This is a genomic window from Delftia sp. 11MD (assembly GCF_050907895.1).
Taxonomy (GTDB): Bacteria; Pseudomonadota; Gammaproteobacteria; order Burkholderiales; family Burkholderiaceae_C; genus Comamonas; species Comamonas tsuruhatensis.
On sequence record NZ_CP194333.1, the window covers coordinates 5,244,309 to 5,259,713 of the forward strand.

Sequence of the window (15,405 nt, forward strand, 5' to 3'; positions counted from 1 at the left end):
CCACCGGCCTCCATGCACCATGACTTACAGCGTCAAAGAAATCTTCTACACCCTGCAGGGCGAGGGCGGCCAGGCCGGCACGCCGGCCGTGTTCTGCCGCTTTGCAGGCTGCAACCTCTGGACCGGCCGCGAGCAGGACCGCGCCAGCGCCATCTGCCAGTTCTGCGACACCGACTTCGTGGGCACCGACGGCACGCTGGGCGGCAAGTTCGCCACGGCCGACGCCCTGGCCGAACGCATCCTGTCCCAGTGGCCGGCCGGCGACAGCCGGCACCGCATGGTGGTGCTGACCGGGGGGGAGCCCCTGCTGCAGGTGGACGAGCCCCTGATCGCGGCCCTGCATGCGCGCGGCTTTCGCATTTCCGTGGAAAGCAATGGCACCGTGGCCGCGCCCGAGGGCATCGACTGGCTGTGCATCAGCCCCAAGGCGGGCGCCGACTGGGTGCAGCGCAGCGGCCAGGAGCTCAAGCTGGTCTGGCCGCAGCCCGGCTTCGATCTGCAGGCCATCGAGGCCGGCACCCGTTTCGACCACTATTTCCTGCAGCCCATGGACAACGTCCTGCAGGCCGACAACACGGCCGCCTGCATAGCGCAATGCCTGCAGCACCCGGCCTGGCGCCTGAGCCTGCAGACCCACAAGCTCACCGGCATCCGCTGATTTTTGCCATGCAGTTCACCGTTCACCAGCGCTTTTTCTTCGACGCCGCCCACACGCTGGAGCGCGCCATCGAGACCGAGAGCAGCCGCCGCATCCACGGCCACACCTACTACGCCGAAGTCAGCGTCACCGGCCCGCGCAACCCGGACAACGGCATGGTGATCGACCTGGGCTACCTGCGCTCGCGCCTGAAGACCCTGGGCGACGCGCTGGACCACCGCTTCCTCGACGAAATCCCCGGCCTGGGCAAGCCCACGCTGGAAAACCTGTGCCTGTTCATTGCCGATTCCCTGGCCGACCTGCAGCCCGCTCCCAGCCGCATCCGCGTATGGCGCGACAGCATCGGCGATGGCTGCGTGCTGGATCTGGGCTGACCTCAAGCCAGGCCTGCCAGAGAGCCGCCCCCGGAAGAGCAACTCCACGGCCATCATGGGTTTGGCGGTTCGCAGATAGACTTGGTGGCTTTTTTTGCCAGTCCCCGCCACCGTCAAGATCGCGCCCAAGCGCCCCCTCGAGAGACAAAACATGTTCCGCACCCTGCTCAAATCCAAGATCCACCGCGTCAAGACCACGCAATGCGAGCTGCACTATGAAGGCTCCTGCGCGATCGACGAGGACCTGCTGGACGCCGCCAACATCGTCGAGAACGAGCAGGTGCACATCTGGAACATCGACAACGGCGAGCGCTTCGTCACCTATGCCATCAAGGGCCAGCGCGGCAGCGGCATGATCTCGGTCAACGGCTCGGCCGCGCGCCGTGCTGCCGTGGGTGATCTGCTGATCATTGCGTCCTTTGCCCAGGTGCATGAGACCGACGTGGCCGAGCACCGGCCCCAGCTGGTCTTCGTGGACGATGCCAACCGCCAGGTCGAGCTGCGCCACCACGTGCCCACGCAGCAGCTGTGAGCTGCGCTGCGGTGTGACAATCGCGCGATGACTCAATCGCTTGCCGCCCGCAGCCTTGCGGCTGTGTGGCACCCCTGCACCCAGATGAAGCGGCACGAGGCCGCGCCCCCCATCGCCATCGCGCGCGCCCACGGGCCCTGGCTCCACGACACCGAAGGACGCCGCTACCTGGATGGCGTCAGTTCCTGGTGGGTCAACCTCTTCGGCCACAGCCATCCGCACATCCAGGCCGCGCTCACCGACCAGCTCGCCCGGCTGGACCATGTGATGCTGGCCGGCTTCACGCACGCGCCCGTGGTGGAGCTGTCCGAACGACTGGCCACGCTCACCGGCCTGGGCCATGCCTTCTACGGCAGCGACGGCGCATCGGCCACCGAGATCGCCCTCAAGATGAGCGCGCACTACTGGCGCAACCTGGGCCGCCCCGCCAAGAGCCGTTTTGCCGGCCTGGCCGGCGGCTACCACGGCGAAACCGTGGGCGCGCTGGCCGTGACCGATATTCCCATCTTCCGCGAAGCCTATGCCCCCCTGGTGCGCCTGGCCGACACCGTGCCCAGCCCCGATGCACGCGGCGCGCAAGGCGGCGAAAGCCCGGTCGATGTGGCACGGCGCGCCGCCGAAGGCCTGCGCCAGTGGCTGGAGCAGCACCACGAGACCACGGCCGCACTCATCGTCGAGCCGCTGGTGCAGTGCGCGGCCGGCATGGCCATGCACGACCCCGAATACCTGCGCCTGGCGCGCGCCCTGTGCGACCGCTACGAGGTGCACCTGGTGGTGGACGAGATCGCCGCGGGCTTCGGCCGCACGGGCAGCATGTTCGCCCACCAGCAGGCCGGCATCCGGCCGGATTTCATCTGCCTGTCCAAGGGCCTGACGGGCGGCACGCTGGCCCTGTCGGCCGTGCTGACCACCGAGACCGTCTACGCCGCCTTCTACGACGATTCCGTGGCGCGCGGCTTCCTGCACTCGCACTCGTACACCGGCAACCCGCTGGCCTGCCGTGCGGCCCTGGCCACGCTGGAGCTGTTCGAGCAGACCGATGCCATCAACGCCAACCTCGCGCTGGCGCAAAGGCTGGACGGCGCCTTCGCCCCTTTGAACCAGCACGCCCGCGTGCGCCACGCACGGCGCCAGGGAATGATCTGGGCCTGGGATGTGCAGACCTCGCTGCCCGACTTCTCGCGTCGCTACAGCGCAGCCGCGCTGGAGCGCGGGCTGCTGCTGCGCCCTATCAGCAACACCCTCTACGCCATGCCTCCCTATTTGCTGGACGAAGAAGCCGTGCAGCACCTGGCCGCCAGTGCGCTGGCGGCCCTTGAAGACACCCTGGCCCAGGAGAACCATTCGTGAACGCCCACCGCACCATTGGCTGCTTTGTCACCGGCACCGACACGGGCGTGGGCAAGACCCTGGCCTCCTGCGGGCTGCTGCATGCGCTGGCCCGCCACCATGCCCGCGTGGTGGGCATGAAGGCCGTGGCCGCAGGCGCCGAGCCCGACGGCCACGGCGGCTGGGCCAACGAGGACACGCTGGAGCTGCGCGCCGCCTCCACCCTGGCCGTGCCGCCCGAACTCGACAACCCCGTGCTGCTGCCCGATCCCATGTCGCCGCACATCGCCGCGCAGCGCGCGGGCCGCTCCATAGAGATCGCACACATCGTGGACAGCTACCGGCGCCTGGCCGAACAGGCCGACGCCGTGGTGGTGGAAGGCGCGGGCGGCTTTCTCGTGCCGCTGTCCGACCAGCTCTCGGGCGCCGACCTGGCCTGCGCGCTGGACCTGCCCGTGGTCATGGTCGTGGGCCTGCGGCTGGGCTGCCTGAACCACGCCGCCCTCACGGCCGAGGCCATCCGCGCGCGCGGACTGCGCCTGGCCGGCTGGATTGCCAGCCGCGTGGACCCCGCCATGCTGGTGCCCGAGGAAAACATGGCCTGGCTGCGCCAGCACCTGGACCGGCAACTGCAGGCGCCGCTGCTGGCCGACATCCCCTTCCAGCAGCACCCCGACCCGCGCGCCACCACCTACACCCTGCCGGAGCAATGGCAATGAGCGGCTCCTGGCTGGACGACATCCCCGCGCGCATCGCCGAGCTCGACGCGGCCCACCTGCGCCGCCACCGCCGCGCCACGGCGCCGCTGCAGGGCGCCGCCAGCGGCGCCCACATGGAGGTGGACGGCCACCCCATGCTGGCCTTTTGCAGCAACGACTACCTGGGCCTGGCCGGCCACCCCACCCTGGTGCGCGCCGCCTGCGCGGGCGCCCAGGCCTTTGGCGTGGGCTCGGGCGGCTCGCCCCTGGTCAGCGGCCACAGCACGGCCAACGCCGCGCTGGAGGAACAGCTGGCGCACTTCGTGCAGCTGCCGCGCGCGCTCTACTTCTATGCGGGCTACGCCACCAATGCCGGCATCGTGCCGGCCCTGGTGGGCGCGGGCGATGCCCTGTTCTCCGATGCGCTCAACCACGCCTGCCTGATCGACGGCGCACGCCTGTCGCGCGCCCAGGTCCACCGCTATGCCCATGCCGACCTGGGCGACCTGGCCGCGCAACTGGCCGCCAGCACGGCCCGGCGCAAGCTGGTCATCAGCGATGCCGTGTTCAGCATGGACGGCAATGTGGCCGACATCCGCGGCCTGCTGGCGCTGTGCGAGCAGTACGACGCGCTGCTGCTGCTTGACGACGCGCATGGCTTCGGCGTGCTCGGCCCACAAGGCCGGGGCAGCCTGGCCGAGGCGGGACTGACGGGCGCAAACGCCTCGCCGCGCGTGCTCTACATGGCCACCCTGGGCAAGGCCGCTGGCGTGGCCGGCGCCTTTGTCGCGGGCAGCGACATGCTGGTCGAGTGGCTGCTGCAAAAGACGCGCAGCTACATCTTCGCCACGGCCGCGCCGCCCATGCTGGCCAGCGCGCTGCAGGCCAGCGTGGCCCTGATCGAGGCCGAGGACGAGCGCCGCGAGGCCCTGGCCGAACGCATTGCCGAGCTGCGCGCCGGCCTCACGCCGCTGCTGGCGCGCACGGGCTGGCAGTTGCTGCCTTCGCGCACCGCCGTGCAGGCCTTGGTCATAGGCTCCAACGCCACGGCCCTGGCCGTGATGGAAGGCCTGCGCGAGCGCGGCCTGTGGGTGCCCGCCATCCGCCCGCCCACCGTGCCCGAAGGCACGGCGCGGCTGCGCATCGCGCTGTCGGCCTCCCACACGCGCATCGACGTGCAGCTGCTGCTGACGGCGCTGGACGAGGTCTCGCGCCTGGCCCCACCCCTGCCCTGAATCCCTCTTCACCACCGGAACGGAGACATCCATGCCCCATCTCTACGTCGAATACACCGACAACCTCGCCGGCCTGCCCGGCCAGCAACTGCTGACCGAACTCAACGCCTTCGTCTGCGGCCACCCCAGCATCCTGGACGAGGCCGACGTCAAGGCCCGCCTGCTGCCGGTCAGCCAGTTCGAGATCGGCTCGGCACCGGCCAACCGCGGCTTCGTCCACGTGCAGCTGCGCCTGCTGGCGGGCCGTACCGACACGGCCAAGAAAGAACTGTCCGAAGGCATTGCCGCGGTGCTGCGCCGCCTCACGCCCCAGCCGGCCGGCATGATGGTCCAGCTCAGCGTGGAAATCGCCGACATGGACAAGCCCAGCTACTACAAGGGTCGCCTGTAAGGCAGGCGCCGGGCCTGGTCCGCCGTGAGCACCCGCGCACGCTGCGCACAATGCCTGCGCCCTGAGCGCACCTGCCTGTGCCCCCTGGTGCAGCCGGTGCCGCATGCGGTGCAGCTGCTGGTGCTCCAGCATCCCGAGGAAGAACTGCAGGCCAAGGGCACGGGCCGGCTGCTGCACCTGTGCCTGCCCGCCAGCCGCCTGGCGGTGGGCGAGGCCTTCGAGCCAGCGCAGTTGCAGGCACTGCTGCACGCGCCCTGGCAGGCGGGCGACGCCCCGCGACAGGCTGTATTGCTCTATCCGGAAACACCGCACGGCGACCAGCTGGGCCTGGCCAGGCAAGCGCCCTGGCCGCAGCCCGCGCCATGCCCCGAGGACCTGCGCCTGGTGGTGCTGGACGCCACCTGGCGCAAGAGCCGCAAGATGCTCTACCTCAACCCCGGCCTGCAGGCCCTGCCCCGCCTGGCACTGCAGGGCGACCTGCCCGCCTCGCGCTACGGCGCCCTGCGCAAGGCCCATGCGCCGGGCCAGCTGTCCACGCTGGAGGCAGCGGCCTGCGCGCTGCAACGGCTGGCGCCTGCCGGCCCGTCGCTGCAGCCGCTGCGCGATGCGTTCGAGGGGCTGCTGTCCCTGCATGCCCTGCACAGGCCCGAATGAAAAAACGCCTCGGGGAACGAGGCGTTTTTCATGGCGGCAGGCCGTGCTTCAGTTTTCCGGCGTGATCCTGGCGAACTTGACCAGTTCGGCGTACTTGCCCATGTCGGTACGGATGATCTGGCCCAGGTTTTCGTCGCCCGTGGGGGCAATGATGCCCGCGCCTTCCAGGCGCGCGCGCATCGCCGGATCGGCCAGGCCCGCCTTCAAGGCCTTCTGCAGGCTGGCCACCACATCGGCAGGCAGGTCCTTGGGACCCGCCAGCCCGAACCAGCCGCTCAGCGCGTAGCCCTTGAGCGCTGCGTTCTCGCCCAGTGCGGGCACGTCCTTCATCATGGCGATGCGGTGGGCCGTGGTCACGCCCAGGGCCTTGATCTTGCCGCTCTGGATGAACGGAGCCGCCACCGAGGGAGAGACGATGGCGAAGTCCAGGTTGCCGCCCGCCAGGTCGCTGGTCATCGCGGCCGAGCCCTTGTAGGGCACATGGACGATGTCCACCCCGGCCATCTTCTTGATCAGCTCGCCCGAGAAATGCGGCGTGGACCCGATGCCCGGGCTGCCGTAGCTGTACTTGCCGGGATGGGCCTTGGCCAGGGCGATGAACTCGTCGAGGGTCTTGGCCGGCATCTTGGTGCCGGCCACCCACAGGTTGGGCAGCACGCCGGTCAGCGCGATGCCGGTCAGGTCCGTGGCCGGGTCGTACTTCTGCGCGGCGTTGACGAACTTCGTGCCCGCCAATTCGTTGCTGGAGCCTGCGAGCAGGGTATAGCCGTCGGCCTTGGCACCGACCACGCGCTGCGCGGCCACCACGCCGGCGGCACCGGGCACGTTGTCGACCACGACGGTCGCATTGAGGTGCTTGGCCAGGATGTCACCCACCACGCGCCCCACCAGGTCGACCGAGCCGCCTGCCGCGTAGCCGACGACGACGCGAATGGGCTTGTTGGGATAGGTGGTCTGGGCGCACAGCGGACCCGCCGCCAGGACGGCCGCGGCGCTGATCAGCGCGCGGCGGGAAATACGGAATTCATGCATGGATCGATCTCAGGAGAGGCAGGCATCAGCCAACAATCAAAATGATATTGCTCAACAATATTCACCGATTGTCTGACATTGCCTTGTGGAATCCATCCCTGAAAACCATGAGTTCCGCCCGTGGCCCTGGCCTGCTATTCAGCGCAGGACCGCCGGCAGCCAGCCGCGCAGGCTGTTGACGAAGGCCCAGCCCTGCACGCGCGGCAGATCGTCCAGCCGCACCGGGTGCTCCACCACGCGGCCCTCGTCCAGCGCCACCGCGCGGCCCACGCCGGGCAGCAGGCCGCTGGACAGCGGCGGAGTCACCCAGCGGCCCGCCAGCAGCACGGCGATGTTGCCGCGCGTGCCCTCGGTGATCTCGCCGTCCTCGTTGTGGAGCACGGTGTCGAACACCGAGGCATCGGTGGGCTGCAGGCTGTCGTAGTGCGCGCGGCGCGAGGTCTTGAAACGCACCCAGTCGCCATGCGCCACCGCATTGACGATGGGCCGGTCGGCCAGCGCCAGCCGAACAGGCGTGTCGGAAGGCGGCAGCGGCGCCGCCTGGGTCTGTATCCGCCCCGTGGCATCCAGCGCCAGGCGCACGCGCCAGTGGCCGCTGGCGTGCGCCTGGCGCAGTTGCTGCAATGCCTGCTCCAGCACGGCATCCGTGCAGGGCCGGCCGAAATGCCGCGCCGCGTCCTGCATGCGCGTCACATGGCGCTGCAGGTGGATGAAACCGCCATCCCGCAGGGCCAGGGTTTCCAGAATGTCGAAATCCAAGTCCGTATCCGCCATGGCTGCACGCCCTTTCACACCTTGTCCAGAAAAGCCCTCTTGTGGCGCCATTCCTGCCATTCGGCAGGCGCCTCGGCGCCCGAGGTGATGCCGCTGCCGATGCCGCAGCGCAGTTCCGTGCCACGCGCCACCACCGTGCGTATGGGCACATTGAAGGTGGCGTGCACGCGCCCCGCGGCGATGCCGGGCCGCACCACGCCCACGGCGCCGCAGTACACGCCGCGCGGACCCGATTCCAGCTCGTGGATGAGCCGCATGGCCTGGCGCTTGGGCGCGCCCGTGATGGAGCCGCAGGGAAACAGCGCCGCAAACACGTCCGCCAGGCCGGTGCCGGGCCGCGTGCGCGCCTGCACGTCGGACGTCATCTGCCACACGGTGGGCAGGGGTTCGGCATGGAACAGGCGCGGCACCTGGACGCTGAAAGGCTCGGCAATGCGCGAGACATCGTTGCGCAGCAGGTCCACGATCATCACGTTCTCGGCCCGCTCCTTGGGCGAGGACCGCATGGCCTGGACATTCGCCTCGTCCTGTGCAGGCGTGGCGCCACGCGGCGCCGTGCCCTTCATGGGGCGCGTGAGGATGCGCTCGCCATCCCAGTCGAAGAACAGCTCGGGCGAGACGGACAGCACCTGCTCGTCGCCGCTGTCCATGCAGGCCACGTAGCCGCCGGGCTGGGCACGTCGCAGCGCGGCGAACAGCGATGGGATGTCGCCCAGCAGCCGGCCCATGAACTGGGCCGTGTAATTGATCTGATAGCAGTCACCGGCCGCAATCGCCTCGTGGATGCGCGCAATGGCGGCATCGAAATCCGCGCGCTCCAGGCCGGGCTGCCATTGCACCTGAGGGCCGGCATCGACTGCGTCCGCGTCTTCAGGCCAGGGCTGGGGGCCGTCGAAGACGGCAAACCAGGCCAGCGGCTCGCCTGGCGGCGTGGCATGCAGGGCGCCGGCGTAGGCCGCGTCAAACGCCGCCGCCGCCTCGTAGCGCACCCAGCCCAGGCACCACAGGCCGGCCTGGGCAGCCTGCTGCACGGCGTCAAGCACACCGCGCACCTGCTCGGGCGCATGGGCTGCCAGGCTGCGCAGCGGCGGCCCGAAGCCATGGCGCAGCCGGGCGGCCGAGCCGTCATGGGGGTTGGGAAAATCGATCAGAAACTTCACAAAACGGCCGTCAACGCATGCTGTACTTGCATCAGCAGCTTCGCTATCGATAGCAGCCACTGACACGGGGCCGCCCAGTGTAGAGCGAGGGAAACAAAAAAGCGCCCCGAAGGGCGCCAAACCAAGCGTCCCGAAAGGACGCTTTCCACCAACAGGCCCGGCACCATGCCGGACCCATATCCATTCACATCACTTCTGGGTGACGGTGTGCTGGCCTTCCAGGCGGGCCACGGCCTCGCGGTAGGCAGGGCCGCTGCGCAGTTGCTGGTAGCGGGCCAGGCCGCGCTGGTATTCGGCCGAGTTGTAGCCGATTTCGCGGTCAGCCGAGGGCGAGGGCAGGTAGGTCATGCCTGCCTGGTGCCACATCTCGAGGTCGGCCAGCACTTCGGCGCGGCTCAGGCCTGCGGTGGCGGAGGACGAGGGGGAAACGGCTTCTTGGGCCATTGCAGTGCCGGCGAGGCCCAGGGTCAGGGCGGCCAGTGCAGCGGAGAGGGTACGCATGTCAGATCCTTTCAAAAGGCCGCTCGGCATTCATTTCCTCACGGCATGGACGTACTATGCGGCGCTGCAGCATTCTTCGTCTGTGCGTTTTCTCACGTGTTTTGGCATCCGGCCCGGGCGGCCCGCTGCCTTTTCACCCGTGCTCCCCTCGACAGAAGGCGAATTCACGCGTTCCTGAAACAGTGTTTTTCGCGGCTTGAAACAGCCGCGGCAGACAAGGCTCAGCGCGCTTCCTCGAGCAGCACGCGCAGGCCTTCGACATGGCAGATGCGCAGGTTGCGGCCTTCACGCCGCAGCAGGCCCAGGCGCACCAGGCGCGACATCTCGCGCGCCACTTCCTCGCGGCTGGAGCCCAGCATCAGGGCCAGGTCGGTCTGCCGGGGTGCGGGCGCCAGCAGGGCCTGCCCCTGGTCGATGCCCGCGCGCTCGGCACGTTCCAGCAACTGGGTATGCAGGCGGCTGCGCACCGACAGCGTTCCCAGATCCACCATGCGGCGCGCCAGCGCCACGGCCAGGTCGCTGAGCCGGCCGATGAAGGCGCGCAGGACCTGGGGCTCGTTCATGAGCAGGGCTTCCACATCCTCATGGGCCAGCGAGGCAATCAGGCTGGGGACGCCTGCCTCGACCACCAGGGGCATGGCCGTGCAGCCCGCCTGCTGCTGCGGCAGACCGCCGAAGAACACGCCCTGGGCAATCTCGCCCAGCGTGAGCCCGCGCCCGTTGGGGGCATAGCTGCTGACGCGCAAGCCGCCCTGCACGAGCATGTAGAGACGCTGATCGGTGTACGCGCCCTCCAGCGTCTGGTGCAGCGCCAGATGCTGCCAGCGGCACTGCGCCGCCAGTTCGGCCAGGCGCTCGTCGGTCAGGCTTTGCAGCACATGGACCTGGCGCAGGCCCTGCCAGGCCACGGCGGGAAGAAGCGGAGATGTCTGTAAGGAACCGGACATGGTGCAACACCGTTGAAGCGCATCCGCAGGGCCTGTGCGGGCCCTGTCGTCCGTCGCGGGAAGTACAGCATAGCGGGATCGCATAGACTCGTCGCGCGCCGGGAATCGCACTGTCCGGCTCCCCGGATGGCCGCACCGCGCAGCACAGAAAAAAGGGAGGGCTTCATGGAATCGAGCATCGAATCGGCACGACCACCCGCGCGCCCGCAGGCCACCGTGGCGGCCTGGGCGCAATCCGTGGAACAGGCGATCGCCAGCCAGCAATGGCATGGCGCGTGGCGTGCACTCATAGACGCCGCCCTGCCGGCCGAAACCGCCGTGCAGCAGAGCCTGCTGACTGCGCTGGACGCCTGGGATGGCCTCGCTGCCGATTCCGGCGCAGAGCCCCGCCACGCGCTGGTGCAGCAGGTTTTCGACGCCCTGCATGCCGCCCATGCCCCGGGCCAGGCGCTGCAGGCCGATTCCGCACCTCCCAGCGCGCACCGTGCATACCGTGCGCACCGCATACTGGGACGGCAACTGGTCAAGCGCTACCGGCGCGGCGGCTTTGCGCTGGGGCCGGTGGATGTGGCCGTGGAGCCCGGCACCATCCTGGGACTGGTGGGCGAGAACGGCAACGGCAAGACCACCTTGCTGCGCCTGCTGGCCGCCGATCTGGCGCCCGACGCGGGGCAACTGGACTGGGGCGTTCCCGCCGCCGATGCCTACCTGCTGCGCACCCAGCTCGCCTATATCCCCCAGCGCCCGGCCGTCTGGAGCGGGCGCCTGATGGACCATCTGCAATTCGCCGCGCGCAGCCATGGCGCCGTGGGCCCACGCAACATCTGCCTGGTACAGCTGGTCATCGCGCAGCTGGGGCTGCGCGCCTTCCGGGGCCACCAGTGGAAACAACTGTCCTCGGGCTACAAGATGCGCTTCGAGCTGGCGCGCGCCCTGCTCTGCCGGCCGCGCGTGCTGCTGCTGGACGAGCCCCTGGCCAACCTGGACATCAACGCCCAGCAGACCCTGCTGACCGATCTGCAGTCGCTGGCGCGCTCGCCCTGGCAACCCATGGCCTTGGTGCTGAGTTCACAGCAGCTGTACGAGGTGGAAAAGGTGGCCGACCAGGTGCTGTTCCTGGAGCAAGGCCAGCCGCGCAGCGTTCAGCAGAGCTTTGCCGCCATGCAAGGCTGCGCCATCGAGTTCGAGACCGGCTGGGCCATGGCGCAACTGAACCCCTGGCTGGACCGGCTGCCATCCCATACGCACCAGCTCAGCGGCCAGACCCACATCGTGAGCTTTCACGTGCCGTTCACGGCAGCGCAGTTCCTGGCGCAGGCCGTGCAGGCAGAGATGCCCGTGCGCTATTTCCGCGACATCACCGCATCCACCCGCCGCCTGTTCGTGAGGGACTGAGCCATGCCACGTTTTTCCGATAAGACGAACCGCTGGGACCAATGGGTGCTGATGCGCTGCCCCCTGCTGTGGCAGTTGCGGCTGCACTGGTATCTGCCGCTGGCGCTGCTGTGGTGCGTGCTGGTGCTGGGCATCTGGATGCAATGGATGGCCGAACCGGCGCGCTGGATGGGCTCCCTGCCCGGCGTTGCGTCCACGGCACAGCAAACGCCCGAGCAATTGGCGCTGGACATCGGCTCCGTCGTGGCCTGCATCGTGGCGATCGGCCTGGCGCTGTGGTGGTTGCTGCGCGTGCGCATCCACAACCGCTGGCGCGAACACGCCCCCGTGGGCCGCTGGGGCCTGTGGTGGGAGTACCTGTGGGGAGCCTTGTTCCTATCGCTATTGTTCGCGCCTGCGATCGCCTTTTCGCCCATCTATGAAATGCGGATGCAGCGCCAATGGTCGGACACGGATGTCAGTGCACAGATCCAGACTGTCGAGCAAGTCGCAGCCCTGGAGGCGCTTGTCGCGCCACGCCAGGCGGCCATGCTCGTGGAATGGATACGTGTGCTGCGCGAGGAAGAGGTCGATCCGGCGAAGTACCCGGGCATCCAGGCCCTGGTCTGGTTGATGCGCGGAGACCAGGGCGCGATTGCCCAGACGCTGGAGCGCTACGGCCAGCCATTGCAGGCCAGAGGCTATGTGCGCCAGTCTGCCAGCTCCGCCCAGGACCAGGCGGAGCACCTGCTGGCCAGCTACCGCAGCGCGCTGCAATCCCCCCTGGCCGAGGAATGGCGCGCCTACCTGGCAGCGAACCCGCAACCAGAGACTGACGAGAAGGTATCCAGAGCGCAGAACTCCAACTGCAAACCACCCCTGGGTCGCAGCAGGCCTTTGGATCTGGAGCCGGATCCGCGCAAATGCTTCGGTACCTATCTGGCCCAGAGCAACCGTGAGTGGCTCATGCTGCTGGAGAGGTTCGACAGCCGGTGGAGCCCGCCGCAGCATGTGCAATGGAAGCACGCGCGCTACGGCCTGGCCCTGCCGGCCTACCAGGAAAGCCATCTGCGGCGCGCTGACAGGTCCCGCGACGACGAATGGCCAAGGATGTCCCAGTTGCTGGCGGCAGTCAGCGCTGGCTTCTTCCTCGCCTTGGCCCTGGTGCTGGTGCGCCTGATGCCCGCCATGCAGCTGGTGGCCTGGGGCGCATGCCTGGTCCTGACCTTGCTTGGCAGCGTGCTGGCCGGGATGCTGGGAATCACCAGCCTCTATGTGCTGGGGCTGTTTCCCGCCGCGCTGATATCGGTCGCCTGGCTGCGCATCCGTGTGCTCAAGCGCCCCTGGGCCGGCGCGGTGCTGCTGGCCCTGGGCATGTCGCTGGCCCTGATATGGCTCGCCGCCGCCTGGTCTGAGTGGTCCAGACTGCTGTTGCCACGCCCTACCGGCAGCGCAGGCCCTTGGACGGATACCCAGCACTGGCTGGACCTGCTGATGGGCGCGCCTGCCGTGGCAGCCAGCACGGCCATGCTCGTGGCCCTGCTGTCTCCGCTGTGGCGCCGATGGCGTGGCCTGCCCGAAAGGTGACGGAAAGCAAAGGACAGCTCAGGGACAGGCGCCCCCCGCGCGCATCGCATAGACTCGCGGCAATTCCATCCCCCTCCGAGCGCCCCATGACCCAAGCACCCGTCACCGCCGGCACGCCCTACGGCACCATCCCTCCCGCCTCGCCGCTGCCCCAGCGCCGCCCCGTGAGCCTTCCGCGCCTGGCGCAGATGCGCGAGGCCGGCGAGAAGATCACCATGGTCACCGCCTACGACGCCACCTTCGCGGCCGTGGCCGATGCGGCCGGCGTGGAGTGCATTTTGGTGGGCGATTCGCTGGGCATGGTCTGCCAGGGCCTGCACAGCACCGTGGGCGTGTCGCTGCAGGACATGTGCTACCACACGGCCAGCGTGGCGCGCGGCCTGCACCGCGTGCAGGGCACGGCCTGGCTGATCGCCGACATGCCCTATGGCAGCTATGCAGAAAGCCGCGAGCAGGCCATGCGCAGCGCCTGCGAGCTGATGCAGGCCGGCGCCCACATGGTCAAGCTCGAAGGCGGCGGCTGGACCGCGCCCACCGTGCAATTCCTGGTCGAGCGCGGCGTGCCCGTCTGCGCCCACCTGGGCCTGACGCCGCAGACCGTGCATGCGCTGGGCGGCTACCGCGTCCAGGGCAAGAGCGACGAGGGAGCGGCCACGCTGCGCCGCCATGCGCTGGAACTGCAGGATGCAGGCGCCTCCATGCTGGTGCTGGAGATGGTGCCGGCACAGCTGTCGCGCGAACTCACGGCCGAGCTGCCGCACTGCCACACCATCGGCATCGGCGCGGGCAGCGGCACGGCCGGCCAGGTCCTGGTGCTGCACGACATGCTGGGCGTGAACCTGGGCAAGATGGCCCGCTTCGTGCACAACTTCATGGCCGATGCGGGCAGCGTCAAGGGCGCCTTCGAGGCCTATGTGCATGCCGTGAAGAACGGCAGCTTCCCCGACGACAGCAAGCACGCCTGGTAGTCCGGCAGGCTGCACGGTCCGTTTTTCCGCTTCCCGCTTCCCGTTCCCCCGTTTTCCCGCTTCCCCGCTTCCCCATGCAAATCGTCCACTCCATCGCCGACCTGCGCGCCATCCTGGCCAGCAAGGGCCGCCCTGCCTTCGTGCCCACCATGGGCAACCTGCACGATGGCCACCTGTCCCTGGTGCGCGCCGCGCGCCAGCACGGCGACATCGTCGTGGCCAGCATCTTCGTGAACCGCCTGCAGTTCCTGCCGCACGAGGATTTCGACAGCTATCCGCGCACCTGGGCGCAGGACTGCGCCAAGTTGGAGAGCGAAGGCTGCGACCTGCTGTTCGCCCCGCGCGAAGCCGATCTCTACCCCGAGCCGCAGACCTTCAAGATCCAGCCCGACGCGCAGCTGGCCGACATCCTCGAAGGCCATTTCCGCCCCGGCTTCTTCACGGGCGTGTGCACCGTGGTGATGAAGCTGTTCTCGGCCGTGTTCTTCGCCAGCGGCGGCGGCACGGCCGTGTTCGGCAAGAAGGACTACCAGCAGCTGCTGGTGATCCGCCGCATGGTCGAGCAGTTCGCCCTGCCCGTGAACATCGTGGCCGGCGACACGGCGCGCGCCGACGACGGCCTGGCGCTGAGTTCGCGCAACGGCTACCTGAGCCCCGATGAACGCCAGCAGGCCATGGCGCTGTCGCAGGCACTCAAGCAACTGGCCGACGCCACGCGCGCAGGCCAGGCGCCGCTGGCCGAACTGGAGGCATGGGCCATGCAGTCCCTGGCCGCACAGGGCTGGGAGCCCGATTACCTGACCGTGCGCCTGCGCCGTGACCTGCAGCCGCCGGCCGAGGGCGCGCAACTGGCCGGTGCACCCCTGGTGGCCCTGGGCGCCGCGCGCCTGGGCAAGACGCGCCTGATCGACAACCTGGAGTTCTGATCCAGCGCAAAACCCTGGCGGCCATGGCGATCCAAGCTGGATGCCATGGCCAGGAAATTCCCCATCCACCCCGCCCATCCCGAGCGCACCTGCTGGGGTTGCGACCGCTACTGCGCCCGCGACGAGCTGGCCTGCGGCAACGGATCGGACCGCACACAGCACCCGGTGGAGGTCTTTGGCGACGACTGGATGGAGTGGGGCCTGCCGCCCGAGCCGGCGGCAGACAACGCAGCCAGCCTGAAGGACGCGGCGCGCTGAAGTCGCC

The 15,405-nt window shown here is 69.0% G+C and carries 18 protein-coding genes; 13 read left to right on the top strand and 5 right to left on the bottom strand.

Annotation, left to right across the window (positions count from 1 at the left end; all coding sequences use genetic code 11):
- Window positions 1-19 precede the first annotated feature (19 nt).
- The 8 genes from queE to ACRSCF_RS24020 all read left to right on the top strand — a co-directional run bounded on the left by queE (window position 20) and on the right by ACRSCF_RS24020 (window position 5,871).
- The gene (gene queE / locus ACRSCF_RS23985; RefSeq protein WP_016449045.1) at window positions 20-658 is read left to right on the top strand and encodes a 7-carboxy-7-deazaguanine synthase; all 639 of its coding nucleotides are present in this window, start codon (window positions 20-22) and stop codon (window positions 656-658) included.
- An 8-nt stretch (window positions 659-666) separates the two neighbouring features.
- On the top strand, window positions 667-1,032 hold the full coding sequence (locus ACRSCF_RS23990) for a 6-pyruvoyl trahydropterin synthase family protein (RefSeq protein WP_016449046.1): 366 nt from the start codon (window positions 667-669) through the stop codon (window positions 1,030-1,032).
- Window positions 1,033-1,183: 151 nt separating this feature from the next.
- Window positions 1,184-1,564 (top strand): aspartate 1-decarboxylase, encoded by a 381-nt coding sequence (gene panD / locus ACRSCF_RS23995; RefSeq protein WP_016449047.1) that lies wholly within the window; start codon window positions 1,184-1,186, stop codon window positions 1,562-1,564.
- A 27-nt stretch (window positions 1,565-1,591) separates the two neighbouring features.
- Window positions 1,592-2,914 (top strand): adenosylmethionine--8-amino-7-oxononanoate transaminase, encoded by a 1,323-nt coding sequence (gene bioA, locus ACRSCF_RS24000; RefSeq protein ID WP_034366095.1) that lies wholly within the window; start codon window positions 1,592-1,594, stop codon window positions 2,912-2,914.
- Window positions 2,911-3,612, top strand: a complete 702-nt coding sequence (gene bioD, locus ACRSCF_RS24005; RefSeq protein ID WP_034366092.1) for a dethiobiotin synthase — start codon at window positions 2,911-2,913, stop codon at window positions 3,610-3,612. The genes bioA and bioD overlap by 4 nt, the downstream gene beginning before the upstream one ends.
- On the top strand, window positions 3,609-4,826 hold the full coding sequence (bioF, locus tag ACRSCF_RS24010) for an 8-amino-7-oxononanoate synthase (RefSeq protein WP_244387244.1): 1,218 nt from the start codon (window positions 3,609-3,611) through the stop codon (window positions 4,824-4,826). The genes bioD and bioF overlap by 4 nt, the downstream gene beginning before the upstream one ends.
- Window positions 4,827-4,857: 31 nt before the next feature.
- Window positions 4,858-5,217 (top strand): 5-carboxymethyl-2-hydroxymuconate Delta-isomerase, encoded by a 360-nt coding sequence (locus ACRSCF_RS24015; RefSeq protein WP_012203756.1) that lies wholly within the window; start codon window positions 4,858-4,860, stop codon window positions 5,215-5,217.
- 24 nt (window positions 5,218-5,241) lie between these two features.
- Complete coding sequence (locus ACRSCF_RS24020; protein WP_034366090.1) at window positions 5,242-5,871, top strand: tRNA-uridine aminocarboxypropyltransferase; 630 nt, start codon at window positions 5,242-5,244, stop codon at window positions 5,869-5,871.
- A gap of 48 nt (window positions 5,872-5,919) precedes the next feature.
- Here ACRSCF_RS24020 and ACRSCF_RS24025 read toward each other — a convergent pair whose 3' ends face one another.
- From ACRSCF_RS24025 to ACRSCF_RS24045, 5 genes are all read right to left on the bottom strand, one after another.
- Complete coding sequence (locus tag ACRSCF_RS24025; protein WP_034366088.1) at window positions 5,920-6,903, bottom strand: Bug family tripartite tricarboxylate transporter substrate binding protein; 984 nt, start codon at window positions 6,901-6,903, stop codon at window positions 5,920-5,922.
- A 138-nt stretch (window positions 6,904-7,041) separates the two neighbouring features.
- Window positions 7,042-7,662 carry an aminotransferase class IV gene (locus ACRSCF_RS24030; RefSeq protein ID WP_244387246.1) on the bottom strand — a complete coding sequence of 207 codons (621 nt, stop codon included), beginning with the start codon at window positions 7,660-7,662 and terminating at the stop codon, window positions 7,042-7,044.
- 29 nt (window positions 7,663-7,691) lie between these two features.
- Complete coding sequence (pabB, locus tag ACRSCF_RS24035) at window positions 7,692-8,837, bottom strand: aminodeoxychorismate synthase component I (RefSeq protein ID WP_034366083.1); 1,146 nt, start codon at window positions 8,835-8,837, stop codon at window positions 7,692-7,694.
- A gap of 189 nt (window positions 8,838-9,026) precedes the next feature.
- A complete protein-coding gene (locus ACRSCF_RS24040; RefSeq protein WP_016449055.1) occupies window positions 9,027-9,338 on the bottom strand; it encodes a DUF4148 domain-containing protein in 312 nt (103 codons plus the stop codon).
- 221 nt (window positions 9,339-9,559) lie between these two features.
- Window positions 9,560-10,285 (bottom strand): Crp/Fnr family transcriptional regulator, encoded by a 726-nt coding sequence (locus tag ACRSCF_RS24045; RefSeq protein WP_034366081.1) that lies wholly within the window; start codon window positions 10,283-10,285, stop codon window positions 9,560-9,562.
- A gap of 165 nt (window positions 10,286-10,450) precedes the next feature.
- On the opposite strand from ACRSCF_RS24045, the gene ACRSCF_RS24050 reads away from it, so the two are divergent.
- From ACRSCF_RS24050 to ACRSCF_RS24070, 5 genes are all read left to right on the top strand, one after another.
- Entirely contained in the window at window positions 10,451-11,680 is a 1,230-nt protein-coding gene (locus ACRSCF_RS24050) for an ATP-binding cassette domain-containing protein (protein WP_244387247.1), read from the top strand.
- 3 nt (window positions 11,681-11,683) lie between these two features.
- Window positions 11,684-13,246, top strand: a complete 1,563-nt coding sequence (locus tag ACRSCF_RS24055) for a hypothetical protein (RefSeq protein ID WP_034366079.1) — start codon at window positions 11,684-11,686, stop codon at window positions 13,244-13,246.
- An 86-nt stretch (window positions 13,247-13,332) separates the two neighbouring features.
- Entirely contained in the window at window positions 13,333-14,214 is an 882-nt protein-coding gene (panB, locus tag ACRSCF_RS24060; protein ID WP_012203749.1) for a 3-methyl-2-oxobutanoate hydroxymethyltransferase, read from the top strand.
- Window positions 14,215-14,288: 74 nt separating this feature from the next.
- Complete coding sequence (gene panC / locus ACRSCF_RS24065) at window positions 14,289-15,140, top strand: pantoate--beta-alanine ligase (protein WP_016449059.1); 852 nt, start codon at window positions 14,289-14,291, stop codon at window positions 15,138-15,140.
- Window positions 15,141-15,185: 45 nt separating this feature from the next.
- Window positions 15,186-15,398 (top strand): DUF3079 domain-containing protein, encoded by a 213-nt coding sequence (locus tag ACRSCF_RS24070; RefSeq protein ID WP_017404237.1) that lies wholly within the window; start codon window positions 15,186-15,188, stop codon window positions 15,396-15,398.
- Window positions 15,399-15,405: the final 7 nt, after the last annotated feature.

Bases quoted from the DNA above. Each gene is read 5' to 3' on its own strand.
- queE (WP_016449045.1), top strand. From the start codon at position 20: ATGACTTACAGCGTCAAAGAAATCTTCTACACCCTGCAGGGCGAGGGC.
- ACRSCF_RS23990 (WP_016449046.1), top strand. From the start codon at position 667: ATGCAGTTCACCGTTCACCAGCGCTTTTTCTTCGACGCCGCCCACACG.
- panD (WP_016449047.1), top strand. From the start codon at position 1,184: ATGTTCCGCACCCTGCTCAAATCCAAGATCCACCGCGTCAAGACCACG.
- bioA (WP_034366095.1), top strand. From the start codon at position 1,592: ATGACTCAATCGCTTGCCGCCCGCAGCCTTGCGGCTGTGTGGCACCCC.
- bioF (WP_244387244.1), top strand. From the start codon at position 3,609: ATGAGCGGCTCCTGGCTGGACGACATCCCCGCGCGCATCGCCGAGCTC.
- ACRSCF_RS24015 (WP_012203756.1), top strand. From the start codon at position 4,858: ATGCCCCATCTCTACGTCGAATACACCGACAACCTCGCCGGCCTGCCC.
- ACRSCF_RS24025 (WP_034366088.1), bottom strand. From the start codon at position 6,903: ATGCATGAATTCCGTATTTCCCGCCGCGCGCTGATCAGCGCCGCGGCC.
- ACRSCF_RS24040 (WP_016449055.1), bottom strand. From the start codon at position 9,338: ATGCGTACCCTCTCCGCTGCACTGGCCGCCCTGACCCTGGGCCTCGCC.
- ACRSCF_RS24045 (WP_034366081.1), bottom strand. From the start codon at position 10,285: ATGTCCGGTTCCTTACAGACATCTCCGCTTCTTCCCGCCGTGGCCTGG.
- ACRSCF_RS24050 (WP_244387247.1), top strand. From the start codon at position 10,451: ATGGAATCGAGCATCGAATCGGCACGACCACCCGCGCGCCCGCAGGCC.
- ACRSCF_RS24055 (WP_034366079.1), top strand. From the start codon at position 11,684: ATGCCACGTTTTTCCGATAAGACGAACCGCTGGGACCAATGGGTGCTG.
- panB (WP_012203749.1), top strand. From the start codon at position 13,333: ATGACCCAAGCACCCGTCACCGCCGGCACGCCCTACGGCACCATCCCT.
- panC (WP_016449059.1), top strand. From the start codon at position 14,289: ATGCAAATCGTCCACTCCATCGCCGACCTGCGCGCCATCCTGGCCAGC.
- ACRSCF_RS24070 (WP_017404237.1), top strand. From the start codon at position 15,186: ATGGCCAGGAAATTCCCCATCCACCCCGCCCATCCCGAGCGCACCTGC.